Annotated in this window: 25 protein-coding genes; 13 read left to right on the forward strand and 12 right to left on the reverse strand. The window is 68.4% G+C overall.

Annotated features, from left to right (window positions below; genetic code table 11):
* Both paaG and paaF read right to left on the reverse strand, forming a co-directional pair.
* The gene (gene paaG, locus RN02_RS10215) at window positions 1-792 is read right to left on the reverse strand and encodes a 2-(1,2-epoxy-1,2-dihydrophenyl)acetyl-CoA isomerase PaaG (protein ID WP_043314348.1); all 792 of its coding nucleotides are present in this window, start codon (window positions 790-792) and stop codon (window positions 1-3) included.
* Between the two features lie 44 nt (window positions 793-836).
* Window positions 837-1610 carry a 2,3-dehydroadipyl-CoA hydratase PaaF gene (gene paaF / locus RN02_RS10220; RefSeq protein WP_043314349.1) on the reverse strand — a complete coding sequence of 258 codons (774 nt, stop codon included), beginning with the start codon at window positions 1608-1610 and terminating at the stop codon, window positions 837-839.
* A gap of 510 nt (window positions 1611-2120) precedes the next feature.
* Between paaF and paaY the strand changes: the two genes are divergently transcribed.
* From paaY to RN02_RS10255, 7 genes are all read left to right on the forward strand, one after another.
* On the forward strand, window positions 2121-2717 hold the full coding sequence (gene paaY / locus RN02_RS10225; RefSeq protein ID WP_043314350.1) for a phenylacetic acid degradation protein PaaY: 597 nt from the start codon (window positions 2121-2123) through the stop codon (window positions 2715-2717).
* A gap of 80 nt (window positions 2718-2797) precedes the next feature.
* Window positions 2798-3721 (forward strand): phenylacetic acid degradation operon negative regulatory protein PaaX, encoded by a 924-nt coding sequence (gene paaX / locus RN02_RS10230; protein WP_024128733.1) that lies wholly within the window; start codon window positions 2798-2800, stop codon window positions 3719-3721.
* Between the two features lie 139 nt (window positions 3722-3860).
* A complete protein-coding gene (gene feaR, locus RN02_RS10235; protein WP_043314352.1) occupies window positions 3861-4778 on the forward strand; it encodes a transcriptional regulator FeaR in 918 nt (305 codons plus the stop codon).
* A 738-nt stretch (window positions 4779-5516) separates the two neighbouring features.
* Window positions 5517-5918, forward strand: a complete 402-nt coding sequence (locus RN02_RS10240) for a c-type cytochrome (protein WP_052267689.1) — start codon at window positions 5517-5519, stop codon at window positions 5916-5918.
* Between the two features lie 67 nt (window positions 5919-5985).
* On the forward strand, window positions 5986-7476 hold the full coding sequence (locus RN02_RS10245) for an aldehyde dehydrogenase family protein (RefSeq protein WP_043314353.1): 1491 nt from the start codon (window positions 5986-5988) through the stop codon (window positions 7474-7476).
* Window positions 7477-7551: 75 nt separating this feature from the next.
* Window positions 7552-8265: a ferric reductase-like transmembrane domain-containing protein gene (locus RN02_RS10250; RefSeq protein ID WP_043314354.1), complete on the forward strand. Its 714-nt coding sequence runs from the start codon at window positions 7552-7554 to the stop codon at window positions 8263-8265.
* Window positions 8262-8639: a cytochrome c3 family protein gene (locus RN02_RS10255; RefSeq protein ID WP_009622446.1), complete on the forward strand. Its 378-nt coding sequence runs from the start codon at window positions 8262-8264 to the stop codon at window positions 8637-8639. Before RN02_RS10250 ends, RN02_RS10255 begins: the two co-directional genes overlap by 4 nt.
* On the opposite strand, the gene RN02_RS10260 is transcribed toward RN02_RS10255, so the two are convergent.
* From RN02_RS10260 to RN02_RS10275, 4 genes are all read right to left on the reverse strand, one after another.
* Complete coding sequence (locus RN02_RS10260; protein WP_082033754.1) at window positions 8636-9571, reverse strand: FecR family protein; 936 nt, start codon at window positions 9569-9571, stop codon at window positions 8636-8638. The two genes, RN02_RS10255 and RN02_RS10260, sit on opposite strands and share 4 nt — an antisense overlap.
* A 61-nt stretch (window positions 9572-9632) precedes the next feature.
* Window positions 9633-10154 (reverse strand): RNA polymerase sigma factor, encoded by a 522-nt coding sequence (locus RN02_RS10265; RefSeq protein ID WP_009622438.1) that lies wholly within the window; start codon window positions 10152-10154, stop codon window positions 9633-9635.
* Window positions 10155-10306: 152 nt separating this feature from the next.
* Window positions 10307-11695: an FAD-dependent oxidoreductase gene (locus RN02_RS10270; RefSeq protein WP_043314356.1), complete on the reverse strand. Its 1389-nt coding sequence runs from the start codon at window positions 11693-11695 to the stop codon at window positions 10307-10309.
* Window positions 11696-11782: 87 nt separating this feature from the next.
* Entirely contained in the window at window positions 11783-13141 is a 1359-nt protein-coding gene (locus RN02_RS10275; protein WP_043314357.1) for an MFS transporter, read from the reverse strand.
* 270 nt (window positions 13142-13411) lie between these two features.
* Here RN02_RS10275 and RN02_RS10280 point away from each other — a divergent pair, with 270 nt between their 5' ends.
* The gene (locus RN02_RS10280) at window positions 13412-14296 is read left to right on the forward strand and encodes a LysR substrate-binding domain-containing protein (RefSeq protein WP_009622435.1); all 885 of its coding nucleotides are present in this window, start codon (window positions 13412-13414) and stop codon (window positions 14294-14296) included.
* A gap of 191 nt (window positions 14297-14487) precedes the next feature.
* On the opposite strand, the gene RN02_RS10285 is transcribed toward RN02_RS10280, so the two are convergent.
* Entirely contained in the window at window positions 14488-15357 is an 870-nt protein-coding gene (locus tag RN02_RS10285) for a LysR substrate-binding domain-containing protein (RefSeq protein WP_043314358.1), read from the reverse strand.
* Window positions 15358-15503: 146 nt separating this feature from the next.
* Between RN02_RS10285 and RN02_RS10290 the strand changes: the two genes are divergently transcribed.
* Both RN02_RS10290 and phnX read left to right on the forward strand, forming a co-directional pair.
* Window positions 15504-16619, forward strand: coding sequence for a 2-aminoethylphosphonate--pyruvate transaminase (locus RN02_RS10290; protein WP_009622433.1), 1116 nt, complete (start codon window positions 15504-15506; stop codon window positions 16617-16619).
* A 51-nt stretch (window positions 16620-16670) separates the two neighbouring features.
* Complete coding sequence (gene phnX, locus RN02_RS10295) at window positions 16671-17498, forward strand: phosphonoacetaldehyde hydrolase (RefSeq protein ID WP_043314359.1); 828 nt, start codon at window positions 16671-16673, stop codon at window positions 17496-17498.
* Window positions 17499-17860: 362 nt separating this feature from the next.
* Here phnX and RN02_RS10300 read toward each other — a convergent pair whose 3' ends face one another.
* Window positions 17861-18463, reverse strand: coding sequence for a helix-turn-helix domain-containing protein (locus tag RN02_RS10300; RefSeq protein WP_051879041.1), 603 nt, complete (start codon window positions 18461-18463; stop codon window positions 17861-17863).
* A 50-nt stretch (window positions 18464-18513) separates the two neighbouring features.
* Between RN02_RS10300 and rhtA the strand changes: the two genes are divergently transcribed.
* The gene (rhtA, locus tag RN02_RS10305; RefSeq protein ID WP_043314360.1) at window positions 18514-19401 is read left to right on the forward strand and encodes a threonine/homoserine exporter RhtA; all 888 of its coding nucleotides are present in this window, start codon (window positions 18514-18516) and stop codon (window positions 19399-19401) included.
* Here the strand turns inward: rhtA and RN02_RS10310 are convergent, their stop codons facing one another.
* From RN02_RS10310 to RN02_RS10320, 3 genes are all read right to left on the reverse strand, one after another.
* Complete coding sequence (locus RN02_RS10310; RefSeq protein WP_043314362.1) at window positions 19402-20301, reverse strand: LysR family transcriptional regulator; 900 nt, start codon at window positions 20299-20301, stop codon at window positions 19402-19404.
* Window positions 20302-20824: 523 nt separating this feature from the next.
* Window positions 20825-21628, reverse strand: a complete 804-nt coding sequence (dkgB, locus tag RN02_RS10315) for a 2,5-didehydrogluconate reductase DkgB (RefSeq protein WP_043314363.1) — start codon at window positions 21626-21628, stop codon at window positions 20825-20827.
* Window positions 21629-21948: 320 nt separating this feature from the next.
* Window positions 21949-23415: a sodium:solute symporter family protein gene (locus tag RN02_RS10320; protein ID WP_043314364.1), complete on the reverse strand. Its 1467-nt coding sequence runs from the start codon at window positions 23413-23415 to the stop codon at window positions 21949-21951.
* 459 nt (window positions 23416-23874) lie between these two features.
* On the opposite strand from RN02_RS10320, the gene RN02_RS10325 reads away from it, so the two are divergent.
* Complete coding sequence (locus tag RN02_RS10325; protein ID WP_043314365.1) at window positions 23875-24759, forward strand: Dyp-type peroxidase; 885 nt, start codon at window positions 23875-23877, stop codon at window positions 24757-24759.
* Between the two features lie 16 nt (window positions 24760-24775).
* Here RN02_RS10325 and RN02_RS33890 read toward each other — a convergent pair whose 3' ends face one another.
* Window positions 24776-24940 carry a hypothetical protein gene (locus RN02_RS33890; RefSeq protein ID WP_167543644.1) on the reverse strand — a complete coding sequence of 55 codons (165 nt, stop codon included), beginning with the start codon at window positions 24938-24940 and terminating at the stop codon, window positions 24776-24778.
* Window positions 24941-25130: 190 nt separating this feature from the next.
* Here RN02_RS33890 and RN02_RS10330 point away from each other — a divergent pair, with 190 nt between their 5' ends.
* Window positions 25131-25493: a VOC family protein gene (locus RN02_RS10330; RefSeq protein ID WP_043314366.1), complete on the forward strand. Its 363-nt coding sequence runs from the start codon at window positions 25131-25133 to the stop codon at window positions 25491-25493.
* Window positions 25494-25632: the final 139 nt, after the last annotated feature.

The following is a 25632-nucleotide window of genomic DNA, read 5'->3' on the forward strand; positions in this document are numbered from 1 at the left end:
TCAGCGGCCCTTGAAGCTGGGGGTGCGTTTTTCCATGAAGGCGCCGACGCCTTCGCGGTAGTCCTCGCTGCGCCCGGCCAGGCGCTGCAGGTCGCGCTCCAGCTCCAGTTGCTCGTCGAAGCTGTTGTTCAGGCTGGCGTTGAGGCTGCGCTTGATCAGCGCCAGGCCGTAGGTCGGCTGGGTGGCCAGGTGGCGGGCCAGCTTGAGGGCTTCCTCGCGCAGGTTGGCGTCGTCCACCACCTGGTAGATCAGGCCCCATTGCTCGGCCTGTTCGGCGGACAGGCGATTGCCCAGCAGGGCCAGGGCCTTGGCGCGGGCCAGGCCGACCAGCCGCGGCAGCGTCCAGGTGCCGCCGGAATCGGGGATCAGGCCGATCTTGCAGAAGGCCTGGATGAAGCTGGCCGAGCGCGCCGCCAGCACCAGGTCGCAGGCCAGCGGGATGTTCGCCCCGGCGCCGGCGGCCACGCCGTTGACCGCGCAGATGACCGGCAGCGGCAGGTCGCGCAGGGCGCGGATCAGCGGGTTGTAGAACTTCTCGATGGACTCGCCCAGGTCGGGCATCTCGGCGCCCGGGGCGACGTTGCGGTCGGACAGGTCCTGGCCTGCGCAGAAGCCGCGGCCTTCGCCGGTCAGCAGCAGCACGCGGGCCTCTTCGCTCTGGCGCACCTGCTTGAGCGCTTCGCGCACCTCGCCGTGCATCCTGGCGTTGAAGCTGTTCAGCTGCTCCGGGCGGTTCAGGCTGAGGAGGGCGACGCCGTCCTCGATGGAAAACAGGATGTGCTCGAAGGTCATGGGCGGGCTCGCTCCATCAATCGGTATATGGAAAGGAAGAGGCTTCAGCGGCCGAGGAAGCGCGCCGGACGCTTTTCCTGGAAGGCGCGGATGCCTTCCTCGCGGTCGGCGGTGCCGGCCAGCAGGGTGAAGGCGTGGCGCTCGAAGCGCAGGCCGCTGGCAAGGTCCGTGTCCTGGGCCTTGAGCAGCGCTTCCTTGGCCATGCGCACGGCCAGCGGCGCCTTGCGCGCGATGACGCGGGCGACCTGCAGGGCGCGCTCGACGGTGAATTCGGGTTGGGTGACTTCGCTGACCAGGCCGGCGCGCAGGGCGTGGCGGGCGTCTATGGCCTCGCCGGTGAGGACCATTTGCATGGCCAGGGACTTGCCCACCGCGCGCAGCAGGCGCTGGGTGCCGCCGGCGCCGGGGATGATGCCGAGGTTGATTTCCGGCTGGCCGAAGCGGGCGTCCTCGCCGGCGATGAGGATGTCGGCGTGCATCGCCAGTTCGCAGCCGCCGCCCAGGGCGAAGCCGTTGATCGCGGCGATCAGCGGCTTGGCGAAGGCGGTGATGCGCTGCCAGTGGGCCACGCGCGGGTCGTCGAGGATGCCGACCAGGTCGCGCTCGGCCATCTCCTTGATGTCGGCGCCGGCGGCGAAGGCCTTGCGGCTGCCGGTGATGACCACCACGCGGGTCTCGGCGTCGCGCTCGGCGGCGCCCAGTTCCGCGGCCAGTTCGCCCAGCAGTTCGGTGTTCAGGGCGTTGAGCGCCTCGGGACGCTGCAGGGTGATCAGGCGGACGCCGTCCTCGGGCGCCTGCGCGGCGAGGGTACGAGGCATGTAAAGCTCCTCAGGCTGCACGCACGGCCTGAGGCCGGCTCATTGGAATTGTTCTGCGGGCCCGTCGCGCCTCTGTGGGTGCGGACGGGCCCTGGCTGGCATCCAGTATATGCCTTAAGTGATACAAAACAGCAATAACAAAATTGATTTATGTGTCTCGTGTGTCGAGCGAGCTGCCAGGTTCGGGTTTCCGCAAGGGGCTGCGAAGCCCGTTGGACAAGGGCTGAGAGCTATAGGATTTGCGACTTGGCAGGCGTGCCGGTGGTCGCTCGGGAAAGCGATACAGCATCGGGCGCATTGACGATCGGATTTGTTGTGATACAAGATTTTCCAAGCAACGAATCACGACGGGTCGCTTTCCCGTCCCGCCTTGCCGGCGCCCCTGGCGCCGCCGTGCCCAAGGAGCCACCCCGATGCCGTCCGTCGCCTGCGCGCTGGAACCCTTCGCCGAAGCTGGATGCCCGTTCAGGGTGCAGCGCCACCTCGATCTGCCCGAAGAGGAGGCCTGAGATGCCCTGCTATAGCCTCGAAGGTCTGACCCCGGTGGTCGATCCGACCGCCTATGTCCACCCCACGGCGGTGCTGATCGGCGACGTCATCGTCGGCCCCGGCTGCTACGTGGGGCCGCTGGCGGCGCTGCGCGGCGACTTCGGGCGGATCATCCTGGAGGAGGGCGCCAACCTGCAGGACACCTGCGTCATGCACGGCTTCCCGGACAGCGACACGGTGGTCGAGCGCAACGGCCACATCGGCCATGGCGCGGTGCTGCACGGCTGCCGCATCGGCGCCGACGCCCTGGTGGGGATGAACGCGGTGGTGATGGACAAGGCGCGCATCGGCGAGCGCTGCATCGTCGCCGCCACCGCCTTCGTCAAGGCCGGCTTCGAATGCCCGCCGCAGAGCCTGGTGATGGGCTCGCCGGCCACGGTCAAGCGCGAGCTGAGCGAGCAGGAAATCGCCTGGAAGCAGCGCGGCACCGCCGAATACCAGCAATTGAGCAAGCGCTGCCTGGCCAGCCTGGTGGAATGCCAGCCGCTGGCCGCGGTGGAGGCCGGCCGCCCGCGCCTGGGCGATTCCGGGTTCCGCCCGAAGGGGCAGGGCGCATGAGCCTCATTGGGGTTCGCCCCAATGGCCAGGCGACCCGGCGGGCAGGTATAGTCGGCGCTTTATCCGCGCCCGACCGAGCCATGAGCAGTCTCGCCCCGCTGAACCAACTGATCGCCCGCTTCCAGGAACAGACGCCGATCCGCGCCAGTTCGCTGATCATCACCCTTTATGGCGACGCCATCGAACCCCACGGCGGCACCGTCTGGCTGGGCAGCCTGATCGGCCTGCTGGAGCCCATGGGGATCAACGAGCGGCTGATCCGCACCTCGATCTTCCGCCTGACCAAGGAAGGCTGGCTGACCGCCGAGAAGGTCGGCCGGCGCAGCTACTACAGCCTCACCGGCACCGGCCGGCGGCGTTTCGAGAAGGCCTTCAAGCGCGTGTACAGCCCTGGCCTGCCGGCCTGGGACGGCGCCTGGACGCTGGTGCTGCTGTCGCAGCTGGCGGCGGACAAGCGCAAGCAGGTGCGCGAGGAGCTGGAGTGGCAGGGCTTCGGCGCCATCGCCCCGAGCGTGCTGGCCTGCCCGCGCTGCGACCGCGCCGACCTCACCGCGACCCTGCTGGACCTGGACGCGCTGGACGACAGCATCGTCTTCGAGACCCACGCCCAGGAGGTGCTCGCCTCCAAGGCCATGCGCCTGCAGGTGCGCGAGAGCTGGAAGATCGACGAGCTGGGCCAGCACTACAGCGAATTCATCCGCCTGTTCCGCCCACTGTGGCAGGCGCTGCGCGAGCAGGGCGAACCGGATGCCCAGGACTGTTTCCTGGCGCGCACCCTGTTGATCCACGAATATCGCAAATTGCTACTGCGCGACCCGCAACTGCCGGACGAACTGCTCCCCGGCGACTGGGAAGGGCGCGCGGCGCGGCAGCTGTGCCGCAACCTCTACCGCCTGGTGTACGCCAGGGCCGAGGTGTGGCTGAACAGCGCCCTGGAGACCGCCGACGGCCCCTTGCCGGATGCCGGCGAGAGCTTCTACCGGCGCTTCGGAGGACTGAACTGAGCCAGGCTGGCTCGAAACATGCTTCACAAGCGCCGGACCGAGGCGGCGCTGCGGGACCACCGGCCGGACGGCCGGACCATGACGGGCGCCTGCCTGAGCGTCCGCTGATAAAAACAATGCGTGCATGAGGCTTTAGGTCATGAACCCTTCATCGATTTCCAGGGATGAGGCTTTCGAAGCGTGGTTGTGCCAGGTGAACCAGGCGTGCGGGCGTTTCGACGCGCGCACCCTGGGGCCGTCCTTCCACGGGAAGCTGCGGGAGTACCAGGGCGGTGCCATCAAGCTCAGCGTGGTCGACATGTCCCAGGTGCACCTGTACCGCACCAGCAAGGAGGTCAGCGCCAGCGGCAACGGCCACTTCTACGCGGTGTTCCAGCTCGAAGGGCGCTCGCGCCTGGAGCAGGACGGCAACCGCGTGCAACTGGCCCGTGGCGACATCACCCTGGTGGACGCCAACCGCCCCTGCGACATGACCTACGAGGAAGACTCGCGGCAGCTGTCGCTGATCCTCCCGCGCCAGGTGCTGGAGCGCGGCCTGCGCTTCTCCGGCATCGACTGCGCGCGGCGCATCCCGGCCAGCTCGCCGGTGGCGGTGCTGGCCAACACCCTGATCCTCGAAACCACCCGCCAGAACGGCCTGGGCATGCAGGAAAGCGAGGCCACCCTCGACGCCCTGGTCAGCCTGCTGCGCCCGGCGCTGGCCGGCGCGGAAGCCGAGGGCGACAGCCATGAAAGGCTGTTCCGCAAGGCGGTGGCCTTCATCGACGAGCACATCGGCGCGGAGGAACTCTGCCCGGAACTGATCGCCCGCGAAGTGGGCGTGTCGGTGCGCGGCCTGTACCGCATGTTCGCCAAGAAGGGCCTGGTGGTGGCGCAGTACATCAAGAACCGCCGCCTGGACTTCTGCGCCGAATCCCTGCGCAACGCGGCGGGCGAGCAGAAGCTGTCGGCGCTGGGGTATGCCTGGGGGTTCTCGGATTCCAGCTACTTCTCCACGGCGTTCAAGTCGCGCTTCGGGGTTTCGCCGGGGGAGTATCGGAAGCGGTATGTGCATTGATGTAAGAGCCGCTGGAGGCTGGAAGCTGGAAGCTGGAAGCAAGAGCGCCAAGAGCCCCTCTCCCCAACCCTCTCCCGCAAGCGGGAGAGGGGGCTGTCTGTGTCGAGAGGGGGCCTGGCCCCAGATGGCAATCCCTGCGCTAACCGGCTAACTCCAGAACATCCGACCCTGCCCAACGGTCCCCTCTCCCTTCAGGGAGAGGGTTAGGGAGAGGGGGCTCTTGGGCCCGGCACCATAGCTTCCCAGCTCCGTAGGATGGGTTGAGCGAAGCGATACCCATCACCCCGGCAGCATGGGTATCGCAAGCTCAACCCATCCTACGAAAAGCGCCTCGACGTAGCCGGCGGTTGCCCCTACCGCTCTTGCTTCCAGCTTCCAGCTTCCAGCTTCCAGCTTCCAGCTTTCAGCTTTCAGGCCAGAACGCCGATTCCCGCCGGCGCCGGCGGATAACGCCATAGCCCGTAGGATGGGTTGAGCGAAGCGATACCCATCACCCCGGCAGCATGGGTTTCGCAAGCTCAACCCATCCTACGAAAAGCGCCTCGACGCAGCCGGCGGTTGCCCCTACCGCTCTTGCTTCCAGCTTCCAGCTTCCAGCCTCCAGCGGCTCTTCTGGCACCCCCACCAACACGACTGGCACACAGAAAAACACCCGCCCTCGCGCCCCTGGCGACAATCGTCCTCGACCGGCACCTGCCTTGTGCCCGGCCGACAAGAATCGATCGAGAGTGCCCCTGCATGCTTTTCACCGTGAAAACCCGAATCAAGACCGGCCTCTGCGGCCTGCTGCTGGCCGTGGCCGCTGTCCAGTCCGGGCTGGCCCTGGCCGATGACCTGGCCGCCAAGGGCCAGGCCGTTTTCGAGCGCGACTGCTCCGTTTGCCACACCGCCAATGCCGGCGGCGCCAACATCATGGGGCCGAACCTGCATGGGGTGATCGGCCGCAACGCCGGTTCCCTGGCCGGTTTCAGCTATTCCCAGGCGATGAAGGACAAGGGCGCGGCCTGGAGCCGCGAGAGCCTCGAAGCCTTCGTCACCCAGCCCCAGGCCGCCGTGCCGGGCACCTACATGCCCTACCAGGGCCTGGCCGACGCCGACGAGCGCAAGGCCCTGAGCCTGTGGCTGAGCCAGCAGCACTGACCTTTCCCGGCCGCTCCCGGCGAGCGGTTCCCTGCCTGGCCCGCGGGCCGCAAGAACAGGAGTCACCATGAGCATCACCGCAACCCTGCCGCAGGTCGCCGAGTTCCTTCAGCGCCGCCACGGCTGCTTCATCGACGGCGCCTGGGTGGCCTACGACGGCCCCACCAGCGACGTGCTCAACCCGGCCACCGGCGAAACCATCGCGCAGATCGCCGACATCGATACCGACATGCTCGACCGCGCTGTGAAGTCCGCCCACGCCGCCTTCAAGGCGCGCGTCTGGTCCGACCTGCGCCCGGCCGACCGCGAGCGCATCCTGCTGCGCTTCGCCGACCTGGTGGAGCAGCACGCCGAGGAACTGGCCCAGCTGGAAACCCTCAGCCAGGGCAAGTCGATCAACCTGACGCGCATGCTCGACGTCGGCGCCACCGTCGAATTCATGCGCTACATGGCCGGCTGGGCGACCAAGATCGAGGGCCAGTCCCTGGACGTGTCCATCCCGCTGCCGCCGGGCACCAAGTTCACCGCCTTCACCCGCCGCGAACCGGTGGGCGTGGTGGCCGGCATCGTGCCCTGGAACTTCCCGCTGATGATCGCCGTGTGGAAGCTGATGCCGGCCCTGGCCACCGGCAACACCGTGGTCATCAAGCCCGCTTCGGAAACCCCGCTGACCGCCCTGCGCCTGGCCGAACTGGCCTTCGAGGCGGGCGTGCCGGCCGGGGTGTTCAACCTGGTCACCGGCGATGGCGCGCGCATCGGCGGCGGCCTGGCTTCGCACAAGCTGGTCAGCAAGGTGTCCTTCACCGGCTCCACCGCGGTGGGCCGCAGCGTCGGCATCGCCGCCATGCAGAACATGACGCGCTTCGCCCTGGAACTGGGCGGCAAGAACCCGATGATCATCCTGGCCGACGCCGACATCGACAAGGCCGTGCAGGGTGCGCTGCTGGGTGGCCTGCTCAACAGCGGCCAGGTGTGCGCCGCGGCCTCGCGCTTCTACGTGCACGAGTCGCGCTACGCCGAGTTCGTCGACAAGCTCGGCGCGGTGGTTGCCGGCATGAGCATCGGCCAGGGCATGGACGACACTGCGCAGATCACCCCGCTGGTGTCGCGCAAGCAGCAGGCCTCGGTGCTCAAGCACATTGAGACCGCCCGCCGCGAAGGCGCCCGGGTGGTCTGCGGCGGCGAGCCGATGGACTGCGACGGTTTCTTCGTGCGCCCGACCGTGCTGGCCGACGTCACCCAGGACATGGCCGTGGCCCACAATGAAGTCTTCGGCCCGGTGCTGGCGGTGCTTTCCTTCAAGGAAGAGGACCAGGCCATCGAGATGGCCAACGACAGCGAGTACGGCCTGGGCGCCAGCCTGTGGACCAACGACCTGACCCGCGCCATGAACCTGGTGCCGCGCATCGAGTCCGGCACCGTCTGGGTCAACGCCCACGTGCTGCTGGACCCGAGCATGCCCTTCGGCGGCGTCAAGCAGTCCGGCATGGGCCGCGAGTTCGGCCGCGCGGTGGTCGAGGCCTACACCGAGATCAAGTCGGTGTGCATCGCCCACTGAGGGCGCCTTGCGTAGCGTGCCGCGCGGCGGCACGCTACGCCGCTTTCCCGGATGGCGGCAGAGGAGGCTGATCGCATGTTCGCCCTGACCCTGCGCGTGGCGCTGGCCTGCCTGCTGCCGTTCGCCGCCATCTTCCTGCTCGACGCCATGCCCGGCGTGCACCCGGCCTGGGACTTCGCCAACGTCGCCGGCTTCGTCGCCGGGGCACTGTTCCTGCTGCTGTTCGCCTACACCGGCAAGCCCATGGCCCGGCCGCGGCACGACGGCAAGTTCTTCATGGTGCTGCACCGCGACCTGTCGTTCGTCGCTGCCGTGCTGCTGGTCGTCCACGTGGCGGTGCTGCTGGTGGACGAGCCGCTGGTGCTCGACGAACTGCTGCCCGGCGCGCCCTGGCACATGCTCGCCGGCGACGGCGCGACGCTGCTCCTGCTGCTGATCCTGCCGCTGAGCCTGACCGCCGTGCGCCGGCGCATCTGGCCCAGACATGCGGACTTCCGCCGCTGGCATTATGGCTGGAGCGCCGCCATCGTCGCCCTGGCCGCCGTACACATGATCGGCGCCGGCTACTACAGCGGCGCCACCTGGAAGGCCGTGCTCTGGGGCGTGCTCAGCGCCGCCGCGCTGGCCTGGCCGCGGCTGCCGCGGCCCACGCCGCACTATGCCGAGGGCGGGCGCCGGCGGCACAGCGCCTACCTGGCCAGCCGCCTGAGCCTGGGCGTGCTCTGCGCCGGCCTGGCCCTGGCCGGGCTCTATGCGCTGCTCGGCAGCGTCGACCTGCCGCTGCTATGAAGCGCTGGTATCTGCTGTTGGCCATCCCGCTGCTAGCGGCCTTCGTCCTCGGCGCGCGGCATGGCCACGACCAACTGGTGCGCCAGCACCCGCTGCTGCCGATGAACTTCGACCACACCAACCATGGCAGCATCAACTGCGTCACCTGCCACCACGACTTCGTCGACCGCTCCACCTCGGCCTCGCCCAGCGGCAGCCGCACCTGCGTGCTCTGCCACAAGGAGTCGCCGCAGCTGGCGGTGACCATCGAGCACGACTTCCATCAGTTCTGCGAAAGCTGCCACCTCAAGCGCCTGCAATCCTTCCAGCAGGCCGGCCCGGTGCGTTCCTGCAAGGGCTGCCACACGCCGCCCGCGATGGCGGGCGCGCCTTAGTTGAGGATCAGCAGGCGCGGGTATTCGCGCAGGTGCGAGGAGGTGATCTGGGCGAGGGAGCGCATGGCCCCCAGCGGGTCGTCCAGGCGGTAGTTGGCGGTGATGCTGACGTCTTCCAGGCGCTCGTCGGCGTTGACGATCCAGCCCGGGTAGTAGCGCCGCAGTTCGGCCAGCACCTGGCTCAGCGGGCAGTTCTCGAACACCAGGCGGCCCTGCACCCAGGCCAGCAGGCGCTGGCTCTCGCCGCTGTGGCGGCGCTCGCCGAAGCCGCCGGGGCCGACGCGGATGCTGTCGCCGGCGCCTAGGCTGACGCGGGTGTCGTCGCCGGCGCTGCGCAGGTCCACCTCGCCGTGCTGCACGCTGACTTCCGCCTCGTTGCCCAGGTAGCGCACGGCGAAGGCGGTGCCACGCACGCTCACCTGCACCGGGCCGGCCTCCACCTCGAAGGGGCGGCTGCGGTCGTGGGCCACGTCGAAGTAGGCCTCGCCGCGGTACAGCCGGGCGCTGCGACGCTGCTCGTCGAGGTGGCTGGACAGGGCGGTGTCGGTGTTCAGCAGGATGCGCGAGCCGTCGGCCAGTTGCAGGCTCTGGCGCTGGCCCACAGCGGTGTAGTGGTCGGCGCGGATGTGCGTCAGCAGGTCGCCCTGCAGGGCCACGCCGAGGGCCAGCAACAGCCCGGCAGCGGCGGCGAAGGAACGCCAGCGCCGGCGCTTGCGTTGCCGCGCCTGGTGCTGCGCCTGGGCTTCCAGGCCGGTGGCGGCCAGGCCGAGCAGCGGCGAGTCCCACAGGCTGCTGGCGTGCCGGAAGGCGCTGGCGTTGGCCGGGTGCGCGGCCAGCCAGGCGTCGAAGCGCGCGCGGGTGGCGGCGTCGGCGTCTTCCAGCTGGATCAGCCAGTCCAGCGCTTGGGCCAGGTGCGGGTCCGGGGCGGTCACGCGGCGTTCCTCGAATCGGGGGCGCACATTGTGGGCCAGCTGCGGGCCGATGGGTAGCCCGTCATGCCGGCGGCTCCAGGCGCCCGAGCACGCCGATGCAGATGGCCATGATGAGCTTCAGCTCCTTCTGCACCGTGCTGGGCGACACCCCCAGTTGCTCGGCGATTTCCGCGTAGCCGCAGCCGTGCAATCGGCTGAGGATGAAGATGCGCTGCTGGCGCGGGGTGAGGCGTTCCAGGGCCGAGCCCAGGCGCTCCAGCAGCTGCTCGGCGTGCAGGCCGTCCTCGGCGGATGGCTGGCTGGAGGGCACCGCCTGGAGCACCTCCTGGGGCACGTCGTCGAGCAGGGTGCGCGATTGCATGCGCAGGTGGCGCAGGTGGTCCAGGGCCAGGTTGCGGCCGGTCTGGAAGAGGAACGGCTCCAGGTGTTCCACCGGGCGCTCGCGCAGGGTGCGGGCCACGCGCAGGTAGGTTTCCTGGACCAGTTCTTCGGCGATGCTGGGGTTCTTCACCATTCTCGCCAGGGTGCGCAGCAGCGGGGTGCGTTGGGCGAGGAACACGGTGTCGAGGTGGGAAAGGCTCACGCGACGTCCATGCAAGTCATTTTCTGATGAGAATCATTATCGTTCGACGGGTGTGGTCGGCACAAGCCGGGGCGCCGAGAAAAAAAGAGCGAGGCCCGCAAGCGCGCCTCGCTCGTCCCTCAGCCGGCTTGTGAGGGAAAAGGGGGAGGGGCTCAGGCCTTGTCGGCCTTGCCGGCGGCCGCGGCGAACTTCGCCAGGCGCACGTCCAGGCGCCGCGGGCGGCGGCCGTGGTCCTCGGCCTGCTCCTTGCGGCGGATGGCGTTGCGCACCATCAGCGAGCCCAGGTAGCGCACCGGCTCCGGCGGGAAGTGGCCGAGCGGCCCCTGGGCCAGCGGCGAGCGCGTCCACTCGTCGTCCAGGCCCTGCACCAGCGAGGCGAGGAGCTGCCCGCCCATGTGGCAGGGGCCGACGCCGCTGCCGGAGTAGCCGAAGCCGTAGAAGATGTTGCCGCCGGCGCCCAGCCGGCCGAAGAACGGCAGGCCGGTCACCGAGCGGTCGGAGGGGCCGTTCCAGCTGGCGGCGATGGGCACCTCGGCGAAGGCCGGGAAGAACTCGCCGAGGCTGCGCCGCAGCAGGCCGAGGTAGGGCGAGGGCTGGTCGAACACCGGCAGCATGCGCCCGCCGTAGGCGAAGGTGTTGCCGCCCTTACCGAGCATGAGCCGGCCGTCCGGGGTGTTGTGGTAGTAGTGCACGAAGATGCGCGAGTCGAGCACGGTCACCCCCGAGGTCAGGCCGATCTGCCGCAGCAGGTCCGGGCGCGGCTCGGTGATGATCATGTCGCTGGAGACGATGGCCACCGTGCGCTCGAACTGCGGGAAGGCCCGCGCCATCCAGGCGTTGATCGCCAGCACCACGCGGTCTGCCGCCACCTGGCCATGGGGCGTGTGCACGCGGGCCGGGTGGCCTTCCTCCAGGCCGGTCATGGGCGTGCCCTCGTACAGGCGCACGCCCAGCTGCAGCGCCACCCGGCGCAGGCCGCGCACCAGCTTGCCCGGCTGCACGCTGGCGGCGGCGGGGGAGAACCAGCCTTCCAGGTGCTTGTCCGAGCCGGCCATGCGCCGCACGTCTTGCAGCGGGCGCCGGGTGAAGGAGTTGATGCCGTGCTTCTCCAGCGCGGCGATCACCCCGTCGGTGGCGCCGACCTGGGCGGCGTTGGTCGCCGTGTACAGGGTGCCGTCCAGGCGGTAGTCGGCATCCACCCCGTACTTCTCGCAGAACTCGCCGATGGCCTGGATGCTGCGCTCGGAGGCCTTCACCAGGCGGATCGCCTCGGCCAGGCCGAACAGCCGCTCCAGGGTGAAGAACTTCGCCGACCAGGACAGCGCGCAGCCGCCGTTGCGCCCGCTGGCGCCGGCGCCGCAGATGTCGGCTTCGACGATCACCACGTCCAGCTCCGGGTTCTGTTCCTTGAGCTGGATGGCGGTCCATAGGCCGGTGTAGCCGCCGCCGACGATGCACACGTCGGCGCGGGTGTCCTGTTGCAGCGGGGCGGCCCTGTCGCTGTCGTGCTGCAGGGCCTGGGCGAGCCAGAAGGGGCGCATGGGGGTTCTCCGTGATCGGGGCGCGGGGTAGGGGCGTTCGGTATGCGGTTTATCGGGCGGGGTGGGCACGTCCCTGTGCCCCGGGTATCAGGAGCGCGCCGGGCGCACCTTCAGGGGGCGGTTCGGCGTGGCCGGGGCGCTCTTGCGCGCGCCTTCGGGCAGGCTGTTCCAGTGCGGCACCAGGATGGCGGCGGCGATCAGCGCGGTGACGGTGAAGCCGATGAACACGCTGTAGGTGTCGAAGTAGCCGGGCAGCAGGCCGCCGAGGATGGCGCCCACCGAGCCGCAGCCGTTGACGAAACCGGCGGCGGTACCCGCGGCCTTGCCGGTGCCGAAGTCGATGGCGGCGGCGCCGCTGATCATCGAGTCCGGGCCGTAGAGGGTCAGGCCCATCATGAACAGCAGGGCGAACACCAGCATCGCGCTGCCGGTCTGCATGGCCGGGACGAACAGCGCCAGGCAGGCGGTCAGGCCGATCAGGCTGATCACGCAGGCGGGCATGCGCCGGGCGCCGAACAGCTTGTCCGAGGCCAGGCCGATGAGGATGGGGCCGAGCAGCCCGGCGATCTCGAAGGAGGTCGGCAGCACCGCGGCGCCCACCTTGCCCAGGGCTGGCATGCGTTCGTAGACGATCACCGGGCCCCACAGCAGGATGGCGTAGCGCGCCGGCTTGAGCAGGAAGTAGGCCAGGCCGAGGGTCATCACGGTGCGATTGCGCAGCACGGCGCCGAGGGTTTCCCAGAAGCCGGGGTTCTTGCCCTGCTCATGGAAGCCGGCATAGTGCACGGCCTGCGGCTCGTCCGCCTCGACCGGCGGCAGGCCGACGTCCTGCGGGCGGTTGCGCTGCAGCAGCAGGAACAGCAGGGCGACGCCGCCGACCACCGCGGCGGAGGAATAGAAGGCCGCGTGCCAGGTGCCGAACACGCTGTAGGCCCACCAGCCGGCGAAGGGCGAGGCGACCAGGCCGCCGAAGGCGTAGCAGGTGCTCCACAGGCCGAGGATGCGCCCGCGCTCGTGGGCGGCGAAGAAGCTGCCCATGTTCTTGCACAGCCCGGACCAGCCGGTGGACTGCGCCAGGCCCTGGATGACCATGCAGCTGGCGAAGATCGGCACGGTGGCGAAGGTGCCCATGACCAGGGCGGCGAGGGTGGAGATCGCCAGGCCGCCGAACACCACGATGCGCGGGCCGAAGCGGTCGGCGAAGACGCCCCAGGTGAACTGGCCCACGGCGTAGGCGGCCAGGTAGATGGCGTCCATGTCGGCCATCATGGCCTTGTCCAGTTCGAAGGTCGTGTCCTCGGCGATGCCGAGCTTGGCCACGGAGAAGGCCTTGCGGGTGAAGTAGAAGGCGGCGTACGCGAGCCAGGTGATCGCGAAGATCTGCACGCGCCAGCGCTGCATGGAACCTTTGCCCGCGTGGGCTGCGGTGCCGGTGGGGTTGCTCATCTGATCTGACCTCGTTGTTGTTGGAGTGCCGGCAGTCAGGGAAAAACTTGTTGTTGTTATATGAGCGGGCCGTACCTTTCCGGAGGTGACGGGTCAGGGCGGATGCGGGTGAGGTTGCCGTGGGCCGGGGCCCTTGGTGAAACGCATGGAAACAAGTTCGGATAAATAAATAAAATCGATTTATCAAATTTTAAAAATAAGTCTGACTTGTAAGTCACGGCGCCGGCCGACTACAGTGGCGACCTTCCCGAACCCTACGGAGCCAGGCCCATGCAGGTTTCCCACGCGCAACTGAAGGCCTTCCACGCCGTGGCGCTGACCGGCAGCTTCACCCGTGCCGCCGAGCGCCTGTTCCTCACCCAGCCGGCGGTTTCCGACCAGGTGCGCAAGCTGGAGGAGCGTTACGGCGTACTGCTGTTCCACCGCAACAAGCGCTCGGTGCGCCTGACCGACCTGGGCGAGCGCCTGCTGGCGGTGACCCAGCGGCTGTTCGTCATCGAGGCCGAGGCCCACGAGCTGCTGGCGGCCTCCAGCGCCCTGCAGACCGGCAACCTGACCCTGGCGGTGGACGCCGCGGTGCACCTGCTGCCGCAGGTGGCGCGCTTCTGCCAGCGCTACCCGGGCATCCACGTGCGCATCGAGAGCGGCAACACCGACGAATCGCTGCAGTCGCTGTTCAACTACCGGGCCGACCTGGCGCTGTTGGGGCGCACGGTGGAGGACGAGCGGTTGCTGTCGGTGACCCTGCGCAGCGACCCCATAGTCGCCTTCGTCGCCAGCGGCCATCCCTGGGCCGGGCGCGAGTCGATCCGCCTGGCGGACCTGGACGACGCGCCGCTGGTGTTGCGCGAGCAGGGCTCGGTGACGCGCCAGACGCTGGAAGAGGAAATGCACCGCGCCGGCCTGCGCATCCGCCCGGCCATCGAGGTGGAAGGCCGCGAGGCCGCCCGCGAGGCGGTGGTGGCGGGGATCGGCCTGGGCGTGGTGTCGGCCGCCGAGTTCGGCGCCGACAGCCGGGTGCATGCGCTGCCGATAGTCGATTGTGAAAGGCGGATGAGCGAGACGTTGGTGTGCCTGCGCGAGCAGAGTTCGCGGCGGATAGTGTCGACCTTTCTCGATGTGGTGCGCGAGGATTTGTGGGAGGGGGCTGGCTAGTCCGGCGTCGCCTTGGGGGCAATCGCGGACGGTACACCTTCCGGCAACACCCCGTAGGATGGGTTGAGCGGAGCGATACCCATCACCGCAACCGCATGGGTTTCGCAAGCTCAACCCATCCTACGGTGCCGTGCCTATGCGGGGTGTGTAGGAGCGGACTCCGTCCGCGATTATCCGTCGTCAACGGCAGGTCAGGCCCCGCCATCCTCCGCCAGCTCCAGGAACGCACTCACCACCCGCAAGCCGCGGCGCCGCTCCAGGCAGCCGAGGGAATGCCGGTTCACCAGCGCCTCGCCGAGCAGCGGCACGGCGCGCACCCGCGGGTCGCGGCTGACTTCCAGCGAGGAGACGATGCCGATGCCCAGCTCCGCCGCCACCGCCTCGGTGACCGCCTCGCGGCTGCTCAGCTCCATCAGCACCCGCGGCTGTATCGGCAGGGCGCCGCAGGCGCGGTCGAAGGTGCGGCGGGTGATGGAGTCCGGCTCGCGCAGCACCATGATCTGCTGGTCCAGCTCTGCCAACGGGATGCCCTCGCCGCGCCCGCACCAGGCGTGTTCCGCCGGCAGCAGGGCGCACAGGTGCGACTGCACCAGCTCGCGCAGGTACAGCCCCGGCCGCTCGTCCACCTCGGTCACCACGGCCACATCCACGTGCTCGCTGAGCAGCGCGTTCAGCGTCTCCTGGGCATTGCCCAGGCGCAGGTTGACGGTGATGCCGGGGTAGCGCGCGCGAAGGCGGGCGAGCAGGGGCATGACCAGGTGCGGGCCGTCGGCCGCCACCTCGATGCGCCCGCTGAGCAGCTTGCGGTTGGCGTCCAGCAGCGTCTCGGCCTCTTCCTCCAGGGCGAACAGCGTGCGGCTGATGGCCGCCAGGCGGCGGCCTTCCTCGGTCAGCTCCACGGCGCGGGCGGTGCGGCGGAACAGGTTGACCTGGTAGTGCTCTTCCAGCGCCTTGACGTGCCCGGTCACCGCCGGCTGGCTGATGAACAGGCGCTCGGCGGCGCGGGTGAAGCTGCCTTCGCGGGCCACGGCGTCGAAGGCGCGGAGCTGGAACAGGTTCATGGGGTATAGGTCCGACTTATGCCTGGGATCATGACAAACAATTTGAGCGATAACTCGTCGCTTGGCAACGTATGTCCAGGCCCGGTCGACGGGCCGCGACAAGAACCTCACCCCGCACAGGTTTTCCCCTGATAGAGGAACCGAGCATGAGCACTGCCGAGCGCGCGCCCATCCTGTTGACCCCCGGCCCCCTGACCACCTCCCCGCGGACCCGCCGCGCCATGCTGGTCGACTGGGGCTCCTGGGACAACGATTTCAACGCCCTGACCGCCGATGTCTGTTCCCGCCTGCTGGCCATCATCCATGGCGAAGGCAGCCACACCTGCGTGCCGCTGCAGGGCAGCGGCACCTTCTCCGTCGAGGCCGCGGTGGGCACCCTGGTGCCGCGCGACGGCAAGGTGCTGGTGCTGATCAACGGCGCCTACGGTAAGCGCCTGGCGAAGATCTGCCAGGTGATCGGCCGGCAGTTCAGCACCTTCGAGACCGAAGAGGACGTGCCGACCACCGCCGAGGACGTCGACCGCCTGCTCGCCGCCGACCCGGCCGTGACCCACGTGGCGCTGATCCACTGCGAGACCAGCACCGGCATCCTCAACCCGCTGGAAGCCATCGCCAAGGTCGTCGAGGCCCACGGCAAGCGCCTGATCATCGACGCCATGAGCTCCTTCGGCGCCCTGGACATCGACGCCCGCAAGGTGCCTTTCGACGCGCTGATCGCCGCTTCCGGCAAGTGCCTGGAAGGCGTGCCCGGCATGGGCTTCGTCTTCGCCCGCAACGAGTCGCTGGCGGCCAGCGCCGGCAACTGCCATTCCCTGGCCATGGACCTGCAGGACCAGCAGGCCTACATGGCCAAGACCGGCCAATGGCGCTTCACCCCGCCCACCCACGTGGTCGCCGCGCTGCACGAGGCGCTGAGCCAGTACGAGGAGGAGGGCGGCCTGGCGGCCCGTCACAATCGTTACGCGGACAACTGCCAGACTCTGCTGGGCGAGATGGCCAAACTCGGATTCCGCAGCTTCCTCCCGGCGGCGATCCAGGCGCCGATCATCGTCACCTTCCACGCCCCGCGCGATGCCCGCTACAGCTTCACCGAGTTCTACAACCGGGTGCGCGAGAAGGGCTACATCCTCTACCCGGGCAAGCTGACCCAGGTGGAAACCTTCCGCGTCGGCTGCATCGGCCAGGTCGACGCCCAGGGCATGCGCGAGGCGGTGGCGGCCATCGCCCAGACGCTGCGCGAGATGGAAGTCTTCGAGATCTGAACCCCTTTCCCGGCGCAGGCCCGGTCTGCGCCCGACAACAGGATGCAAACGATGAACTACGAACAACCCAAGCAACTGCAAGCCGTGGTACTGGACTGGGCCGGCACCGTGGTCGACTTCGGCTCCTTCGCGCCGACGCAGATCTTCGTCGAGGCCTTCGCCGAGTTCGGCGTGCAGGTCAGCCTGGAAGAAGCCCGCGGCCCCATGGGCATGGGCAAGTGGGACCACATCCGCACCCTCTGCGACATCCCGGCCATCGCCGAGCGCTACCAGGCCAAGTTCGGCCGCACCCCGACCGACGACGACGTTACCGCCATCTACGAGCGCTTCATGCCGCTGCAGATCGAGAAGATCGCCGAGCACTCGGCGCTGATCCCCGGCGCCCTCGACGCCATCGCCCAACTGCGCGAACAGGGCCTGAAGATCGGCTCCTGCTCCGGCTACCCGGCGGTGGTGATGGAGAAGGTGGTCAAGCTGGCCGCCACTAATGGCTACGTTGCCGACCACGTGGTGGCCACCGACGAAGTGCCCAACGGCCGCCCGCACCCGGCCCAGGCCCTGGCCAACGTGATCGCCCTGGGCATCGACGACGTGGCCGCCTGCGTGAAGGTCGACGACACCTGGCCGGGCATCCTCGAAGGCCGCCGCGCCGGCATGTGGACCGTGGCGCTGAGCTGCTCGGGCAACGCCCTGGGCCTGACCTACGAGCAGTACAAGGCGCTGCCGCAGGACAAGCTGGAACAGGAGCGCCGGCGGATCGGGCAGATGTTCGAGGGTTCGCGCCCGCATTACCTGATCGACACCATTGCGGAGCTGCCGGCGGTGGTGGCCGACATCAACGCCCGCCTGGCGCGGGGGGAGATGCCGCAGAGTTTCTGAGGCTTGCGGCATGAGAGAAAGGCCCGCTTCGGCGGGTCTTTTTCGTTGCTGGGTGGTGCTTTTCGTAGGAGCGAGCTTGCTCGCGAACAGAGCTTGCTGGGGATTGCAGGTGCTGGGGTTGAGAGCGCCCTCTCCCTAACCCTCTCCCTGAAGGGAGAGGGGACCGTTGGGCAGAAACGGCTATTACGGAGTCAGCCGGCAGCTCCAGGGCTTCCGGCTAAAACAATTGTCGACACTGGCACGGACTAGCCCCCTCTCCCTTCAGGGAGAGGGCTGGGGAGAGGGTTGCGGAGCCAACCCAATACGCCATAACCGCCAGTGAGCGCCGTTCGCGAGCAAGCTCGCTCCTACGAAAAGCCCCCTCAATTCACCACATTGCGCACAAAACGCAGCAACCCATCCCCCAGGTTCCGATAGGAAAACCGCTGGTTGCTCTTGAACACATGGAACCCCCCGCTGGCCACCTCCCAACGCTGGTCGCCGATCTCCAGCGTCAGGTGCCCCTCGATGACGTAAACCATGTCATACCACCCCTCGGCATCGGGCTCTGCGTCATAGCTGTCCCCCGGCGCCAGGGCCCAGTGCCACAGCTCGGCCTGGCCCCTGGCCGGGGTGCTGGCCAGCAGGGTGCCGCGGCTTTCCGCCTGGCGGCCGGCCCAGGCCACCACGTCGACGCGGGAGAGGTCGCCGGTCTGCGGGGCACGCACCAGGTCGGCGAAGGTCACCGAGAGGGCCGCGGCGATGCGGTCGAGGGTGGCCAGGCTGACGTTGGTGTCGCCGCCTTCGATGCCGACCAGCATGCGCCGGCTGACGCCGCTGGCCTTGGCCAGGGCGTCCTGGCTCAGGCCCGCGGCGCGGCGCAGGGTCTTGACGTTGTCGGCGACGTGGACGAGCACGCTGGGGCGTTCGTTGGTGTTGGGCAATATATTGCTCATTCGACCGATTTTGCGCATTATGTTGCGCATAAGCATACGCCAGGTCCCTGGCTGCATTTCAACCTTTTCGGTCTGCCTCCATGCCGCGTTCCCGTTTCGCCACGCTGTTCTTCCCGGTCGCCGTGCTGCTCGTCTCCATGGCCTCGATCCAGGGCGGGGCGGCCCTGGCCAAGAGCCTGTTCCCGGTGTTCGGCGCCCAGGGCGTGACGGCCATGCGCCTGCTGTTCGCGGCGATCATCCTGCTTGCCGTGCTGCGCCCCTGGCGCAAGCCCGTCGCGCGCAGTTCCTGGGGGCCGCTGCTGGCCTACGGCATCACCCTGGGCGGCATGAACCTGATGTTCTACATGGCCCTGCGCACGATTCCGCTGGGCGTCGGCGTGGCCCTGGAGTTCACCGGGCCGCTGGCGGTGGCGCTGTACTTCTCGCGCAAGCCCATCGACTTCCTCTGGATCGCCATCGCCGTGTGCGGCCTCTGGCTGCTGCTGCCCATCGGCGAGCTGGGCCATGGCGTCGACCCGCTGGGCGCCGCGCTGGCCCTGGGCGCGGGCGCCTGCTGGGCGATGTACATCCTGTTCGGCCAGCGCGCCGGCAACGACCACGGCACCCAGACCGCCGCCATGGGCGTGACCATCGCGGCGATATGCATCTTCCCCGTGGGCCTGGTGCATTCCGGCGCCGCGCTGTTCGACCTGCAACTGATCCCGGCGCTGCTGGGCGTGGCGGTGCTCTCCAGCGCCTTGCCCTACACCCTGGAGATGATCGCCCTGACGCGCCTGCCGGCGCGCACCTTCGGCACCCTGATGAGCATCGAGCCGGCTTTCGCCGCGCTGTCCGGCCTGGTGTTCCTCGGCGAGCAGCTGACCGTGCTGCAGTGGCTGGCCATCGCCGCGATCATGCTCGCCTCGGTGGGCACCACCCTGACCAGCCAGCCGAAGCAGCCGGCCGCGAGCGTGGTGGCGGCGGACTGATCAGCCGCCGAGGGTGGTCGCCAGCCGTTCCTGGATGAAGTCCAGGAAGCACTGGATGCGCAGGGCCAACTGCGAGTTGCGGTAGTACACCGCGTTGATCGGCTGGCGCGTCTCGCGCACCAGCTCCGGCAGCACCTTGACCAGGCGCCCGGCGGCGATGTCGTGGCAGGTCATGAAACCCGCCAGGCAGACGATGCCCTGGCCGGCCAGGGCCAGCTGGCGCAGCGTCTCGCCGCTGGAGGCGGAAAGGTCGGGGGTGATTGCCAGGCTTTCCCCGCCGGCATGGGGCAGTGGCCAGACGTTCAGGCTTTCCGGCTGGGTGAAGCCGAGCAGGCTGTGCCGGGCCAGGTCCTCCACGCTCTGCGGCGCGCCGTGCTTTTCCAGGTAGGCCGGGCTGGCCAGCAGGTTCAGCCGGCTGCTGCCCAGGGGCCGGGCGTGCAGCGTCGAATCGCTGAGGGTGCCGATGCGGATGGCGACGTCGGTGCTCTGCTCCAGCAGGTCGATGTTCAGGTCGTTGGTGTTCAGTTGCAGCTCGATGTCCGGGTACTGCGCGCGGAAGGCGTCGATGTGCGGCACCACGGCGTGCAGCATGAAGGGCGAGGCGGCGTTGATCCGCAGGCGCCCGGCCGGCCGTTGTTGGCGCAGCGCCAGGCGTTCTTCCAGCTCGTCCATCTGCGCCAGGATGTGCCGCGCGCTGTCGAGGAAGAACTGGCCTTCCTCGGTGAGCTTCATGCGCCGCGTGGTGCGGTTGAGCAGGGTGGTGCCGAGTTTGTCCTCCAGGCGCGCCAGGGTGCGGCTGACGGCCGAGGCAGTGAGGCCCAGCTGCTCGGCGGCGGCGGTGATGGAGCCGCTGTCGATGACGGTGGTGAAGGTGCGGAGTTCGTCGGATTGGACTTTCATCGGGGGCCTGTCGGTGGCTGCTTCTAGCTCGCGAATGGTGTTTGCCGGTGGGGGGCATGGGGTTGATTCCGTTCCCTCTCCCCAGCCCTCGGCTGCGCGCCCCGCCCTGAAGGGAGAGGGGGCTTGTCCGTGCCGAGAGAAGGGATGGTTTCAGCCGGCAACTCGGTACAAACCGGCTAACGCGGAAACATCAGCGCACTCCGAACGGTCCCCTCTCCCTTCAGGGAGAGGGTTAGGGAGAGGGCGCTCTCAAATCCAGCACCTGCATTCCCGGTGAGCTCTGTTCGCGAGCAAGCTCGCTCCTACAAGTAAAGCCGCCCCTCAAAACGTCCCCGGATAAGCCCCGCCATCCAGCAACAGATTCTGCCCGGGCATGGGCACTGCAGACAAAGGCACGCAGCGCACCTCGATGCCCGGCGCGTGTTGGCGCAGTTCCGCGGCGGTGGCTTCCAGCGCCTCGGCGCCGCGAAAGTGGCGGCCACGACATTTACCCGCGCCGTGGCCGCAGCGCAAGCCGCCGGCTTCAGTCCCAGGCCGGGGCCAGGCTGGCCGGGCTGGTGATGCGCCCGTTGCGCTCCAGGGCGGCGATGGCGGCCATGTCCGCGTCGCTCAGGCGCAGTTCGCGGGCGGCGAGGTTGCTCGCCAGGTTGGCGCGCTTGGTGGAGGAGGGGATCACCGCGTAGCCCAGTTGCATGGCCCAGGCCAGCACCACCTGCGCCGGGGTGGCGCCGTGGCGCTGGGCGATCTCGCCGATCACCGCGTCGCCCAGCACCTTGCCGTAGCCCAGCGTCATATAGGAAGTGATGCGGATGCCATGGCGCTCGGCGAACCCGGCGACCTTGCGATTCTGCAGGTAGGGGTGCAGCTCCACCTGGTTGGTGGCGATCTCGCCGGCGCCGACCGCGTCGATGGCCTGCTGCATCAGCGCCAGGGTGAAGTTGGACACGCCGATCTCGCGGGCCAGGCCACGCGCCTTGGCCTCGGCCAGGGCCGCCATGTATTCGGCGACCGGCACCGCGCCGCCCGGCGAGGGCCAGTGGATCAGGCAGAGGTCGACGTAGTCGGTCTTCAGCTTGTTCAGGCTTTCTTCCAGGCTGGGGACCAGCCGGTCGCGGGAGAGGTTCTCGGTCCACACCTTGGTGGTCAGGTACAGCTCGCCGCGCGGCACGCCGCTGGCCGCCACGGCCTGGCCGACCTCGGCCTCGTTGCCGTAGATCTGCGCGGTGTCGATGGCGCGGTAGCCCAGCTCCAGGGCGGTGGATACCGAGTCGATGACCACCTGGTCCTTGAGGCGGAAGGTGCCGAGGCCGAGGGCGGGAATGCTCATGGGAATCTCCTGTGGGGGTAGCGGTTGCACTGGAGCTTAGTATCCGGGGATGCACTGCTGAGAAAAACGCGGGTAGCGGCAAAGGATATTTGTCGTGGAATCACGAATGCTTGGAGCGGGCAATTGCTCCACTCACATGGCGGAAGGCGCACCGTCGTAGGATGGCGTTGAGCGAAGCGATACCCATCACCACGGGAGCATGGGTATCGCAAGCTCAACCCATCCTACGAAGAGCATCTCGGCGCAAGACAGTTGCTCCTGCGAAGAGCGCGCAAAAGAAAAGCCCCGCCAAGGCGGGGCTCTTCCATTCAGCGCGAGGCTCAGTTGCCCGCGGCAGCTGCTGCGGCCTGCTCGGTCAGCGTCTCGGTGTGGTCGCCGTGGTTCTTGCTGAACTGCGGGGCCAGGGAGCCGATGATCATGCCGAAGGCGCTGCAGATCAGGCCCACCAATTGCGGCGGCCAGAAGTCGCCTTCCTGGTGGCCCATCTCCAGCGAGATCCAGCCGATCAGCCCGCAGGCGATGGCGGTCAGGGCGCCCTGGGTGGTGGCGCGCTTCCAGAACAGGCCGAAGAACAGCGGCACCACGGCGGCTACCAGGGTCACCTTGTACGCGTTGCCGACCATCTCGTAGATGCTGGCGTTGGAGTAGAAGGCGAACAGGCAGGTGGCGATGGTCATGGCCAGCACGCTGGCGCGCATCAGCTTCAGCGCCTGGTGGTCGTTCAGGTGCGGCAGCATGGGCTTGAGGATGTTCTCGGTGAGGGTCACCGACGGGGCCAGCAGGGCGCCGGAGGCCGAGGACATGATCGCCGAGAGCAGGGCGCCGAAGAACATGATCTGGGCGAACATCGGGGTGCGCTCCATGATCAGGTGCGGGAGGATCTGCTGGGCGTCCTCGTTCAGCCAGTGCTTGACCATCTGCGGGTCGATCATCGACGCGGCGTAGGTCAGGAAGATCGGCAGCATGCAGAACACCAGGTAGCAGGCGGCGCCGGTCATGGTGGCGCGCGAGGCGATCTTCTCGGTCTTGGCCGACATCACCCGGGCGTACACGTCCTGCTGCGGGATGGAGCCGAACATCATGGTCACCGCCGCGCCGAGGAAGGCGACTATGTCCTTGGCCGAGGTGCCCTGCAGGAAGTGGAACTTGCCTTCGGCCGCGGCGTGGCTGATCACCACCTGCGGGCCGCCGGCCATGTCGCCGATCAGCCAGACCAGGTAGCACAGGCCGCAGACGATGATGATCATCTGCAGGAAGTCGGTCAGGGCCACCGACCACATGCCGCCGAACAGGGTGTGCAGCAGCACGATCACGGTGCCGATGAGCATGCCCTGGGTGGTGGTGATGGCGCCGTCGGAGAGCACGCTGAAGCACACGCCGAGCGCGGTCAGCTGGGCGGCCACCCAACCCATGTAGGAGACGATGATCACCAGGCTGGTGAAGATTTCCACGTGCTGGCCGAAGCGCTTGCGGAAGAAGTCACCGATGGTCATCAGGTTCAGGCGGTACAGCGGGCGGGCGAAGACCAGGCCCACCAGCATCAGGCAGCCGAAGGAACCGAAGGGGTCTTCGATGATCCCGGCGAAGCCTTCCTGGAGGAAGGTGGCGGGAATGCCCAGAACGGCCTCGGAGCCGAACCAGGTGGCGAACACCATGGTCACGACCAGGGGGAAGGACATGCTGCGGCCGGCCGCTGCGTAGTCCGAGGAGTTGTGCACGCGGGTCGCGGCGTAGAAGCCGACGATGACCGTAATCAGCAGGTAGATCCCGACAAACCAGATCAGCATTTGTTCGTTCTTTCCATTGGCTGGCCAGGTGCGCTTGGCGGGTAGGGGAGGCGCAGACTGGCGGTTTTTGTTTTTGGACTTGGCGGCCCCGGCGGGTGCCGGGCCCGGTCGGCAGGAGGGACTGCCGGCCGGAACGCAACGGGCGAGCAGTCTGCCAAAGACGTAAAATATGTCAAACAATTACAGAGCGATTGAATGAAAAAAATGACAGGCGAGCAGGCTTGATTCGTTCAACTGTTTGATTTAGTGCGGCTGAGCTGCGCCGATAGTCAGAAATATTTGACAGTAGGTGTTCGATAAGAACAACGCAGGTGCTGCTCCGGGATGACCTGCAAGGCGTTTCGTGACCGCTGCGTCCGGCCTGCCCGGCATGGGCAGAAGCGCCGCAGCGGGCGCCGCGCATTGACGCGGAGCCGCCGCCAGCCAGTAGAATCGCGCCTTTTCGCCCAAGGACGCCCCATGAGCCTCTACCAGCCCGGCATTCTCGCCACCCCGGTTCCCGCCCAGGCCCGCCACCTGTTCTTCGACCTGCAGGCCGCCGAGCACCTGCCGGCCGCCCTCGACCGCCTGCTGCAGCTGGCCGACGGCGAGAGCGCGGTGGTCGGCTTCGGCGAATCGCTGGTGCGCGTGCTGGGCCGCCAGGTCGAGGGGCTGCGCGAGTTCCCGGCGCTGTCCGGCGCCGGCGTCGACAACCCGTCCACCCAGCACGCCCTGTGGGTGTGGCTGCGCGGCGAGGACCGCGGCGACCTGCTGCTGCGCACCCATGCGCTGGAGCGCGAGCTGGCGCCGGCGTTGCAGCTGGTGGAGCAGGTCGAGGCCTTCCGCCACGGCGCCGGCCTGGACCTGACCGGCTACGAAGACGGCACCGAGAACCCTCAGGATGAAGACGCCGTGGATGCGGCGGTCGTCGTCGGCGCCGGCGCCGGCCTGGACGGCGGCAGCTTCGCCGCCATCCAGCAGTGGCGCCACCAGCTGCAGGCCTTCGCCGCGCTGCCCCAGGCCGAGCAGGACGACATCATCGGCCGGCGCAAGAGCGACAACGAGGAACTGGACGAGGCGCCCGAGTCCGCCCACGTCAAGCGCACCGCCCAGGAGAGCTTCGAGCCCGAGGCCTTCGTGGTGCGCCGCTCGATGCCCTGGACCGCGGGCGCCGAGGCCGGGCTGATGTTCCTGGCCTTCGGCCGCAGCCTGGACGCCTTCGAGGCGCAGTTGCGGCGCATGAGCGGCCTGGAAGACGGCATCGTCGACGCCCTGTACCGTTTCAGCCGCCCGCTGACCGGCGGCTACTACTGGTGCCCGCCGCGCCGCGACGGCCTGCTCGACCTGGGCGCGCTGCTCGGCTGAGGCGAGGCGGGCGCTCTCAGCGGCTGAGGTGGATGCGCATCTGCGTATAGCCGTTGACGAAGCGCCCGGTGCTGCCGAAGGCCGCATAGCGGAAGGCCCGGTGCATGGCGGTGAGGCCGCTGCAATGCAGGTTGCGCAGCTTGCGGTAGGCGGTCTGGTAGTGGTGAAGGAAGTTCTGCACGAAGGACGTCTCCCTGTTCGCGGTTGGGCGATCCCTGCATCGAGCGGTATCGACAGTATGGCCAGGCCTGGGATTTCTGCCGGTTTGCCTGCATGGCGATGGGGCTGTTGCCGGCGATTTCCTGGCCTATCCTGGAAAGACCGTCGAAGATCGCCACTGTTCCCCGGCGAATTGAAAAATGGAGTAGGCCATGGCTGTCAGACGCCTGGTCGCCAACCTGGCCGTGGACGATCCGGCGGCGCTGGCGGCCTTCTACCGGCAGGTATTCGAACTGGACCTGCTGATGGACCACGGTTGGATTCTCACCCTGGGCGGCGAGGGCCGCGCCCATGCGCAGTTCTCCCTGGGCAGCGAGGGCGGCGGGGGCGCCCCGGTGCCGGCGCTGTCGGTGGAGGTGGACGACCTGGAGGCCGTGTTGCAGCGGGCCCGCGAGGCCGACGCGGCAATCCTCTTCGAGCCGCGGGACGAGCCCTGGGGCGTTCGCCGCTTCTTCCTGCGCGACCCGGCCGGGCACATCGTCAACGTCCTGGTCCACCTCGATGCCGACGCTTGACGGCCGCCCCCGGCTTCGCCTAAGTTGGCCGGCATGACCCGCACAACCCTGAACTTCGGCCGAATCATTATTACCGCCATTACGCAATTGGCGGGTTAGCCGACGTCCACCGAACCCGCCCTGGAGGCGGGGTTTTTTT

The organism is Pseudomonas sp. PI1 (genome assembly GCF_000812405.1).
GTDB classification, from domain to species: domain Bacteria; phylum Pseudomonadota; class Gammaproteobacteria; order Pseudomonadales; family Pseudomonadaceae; genus Pseudomonas; species Pseudomonas citronellolis.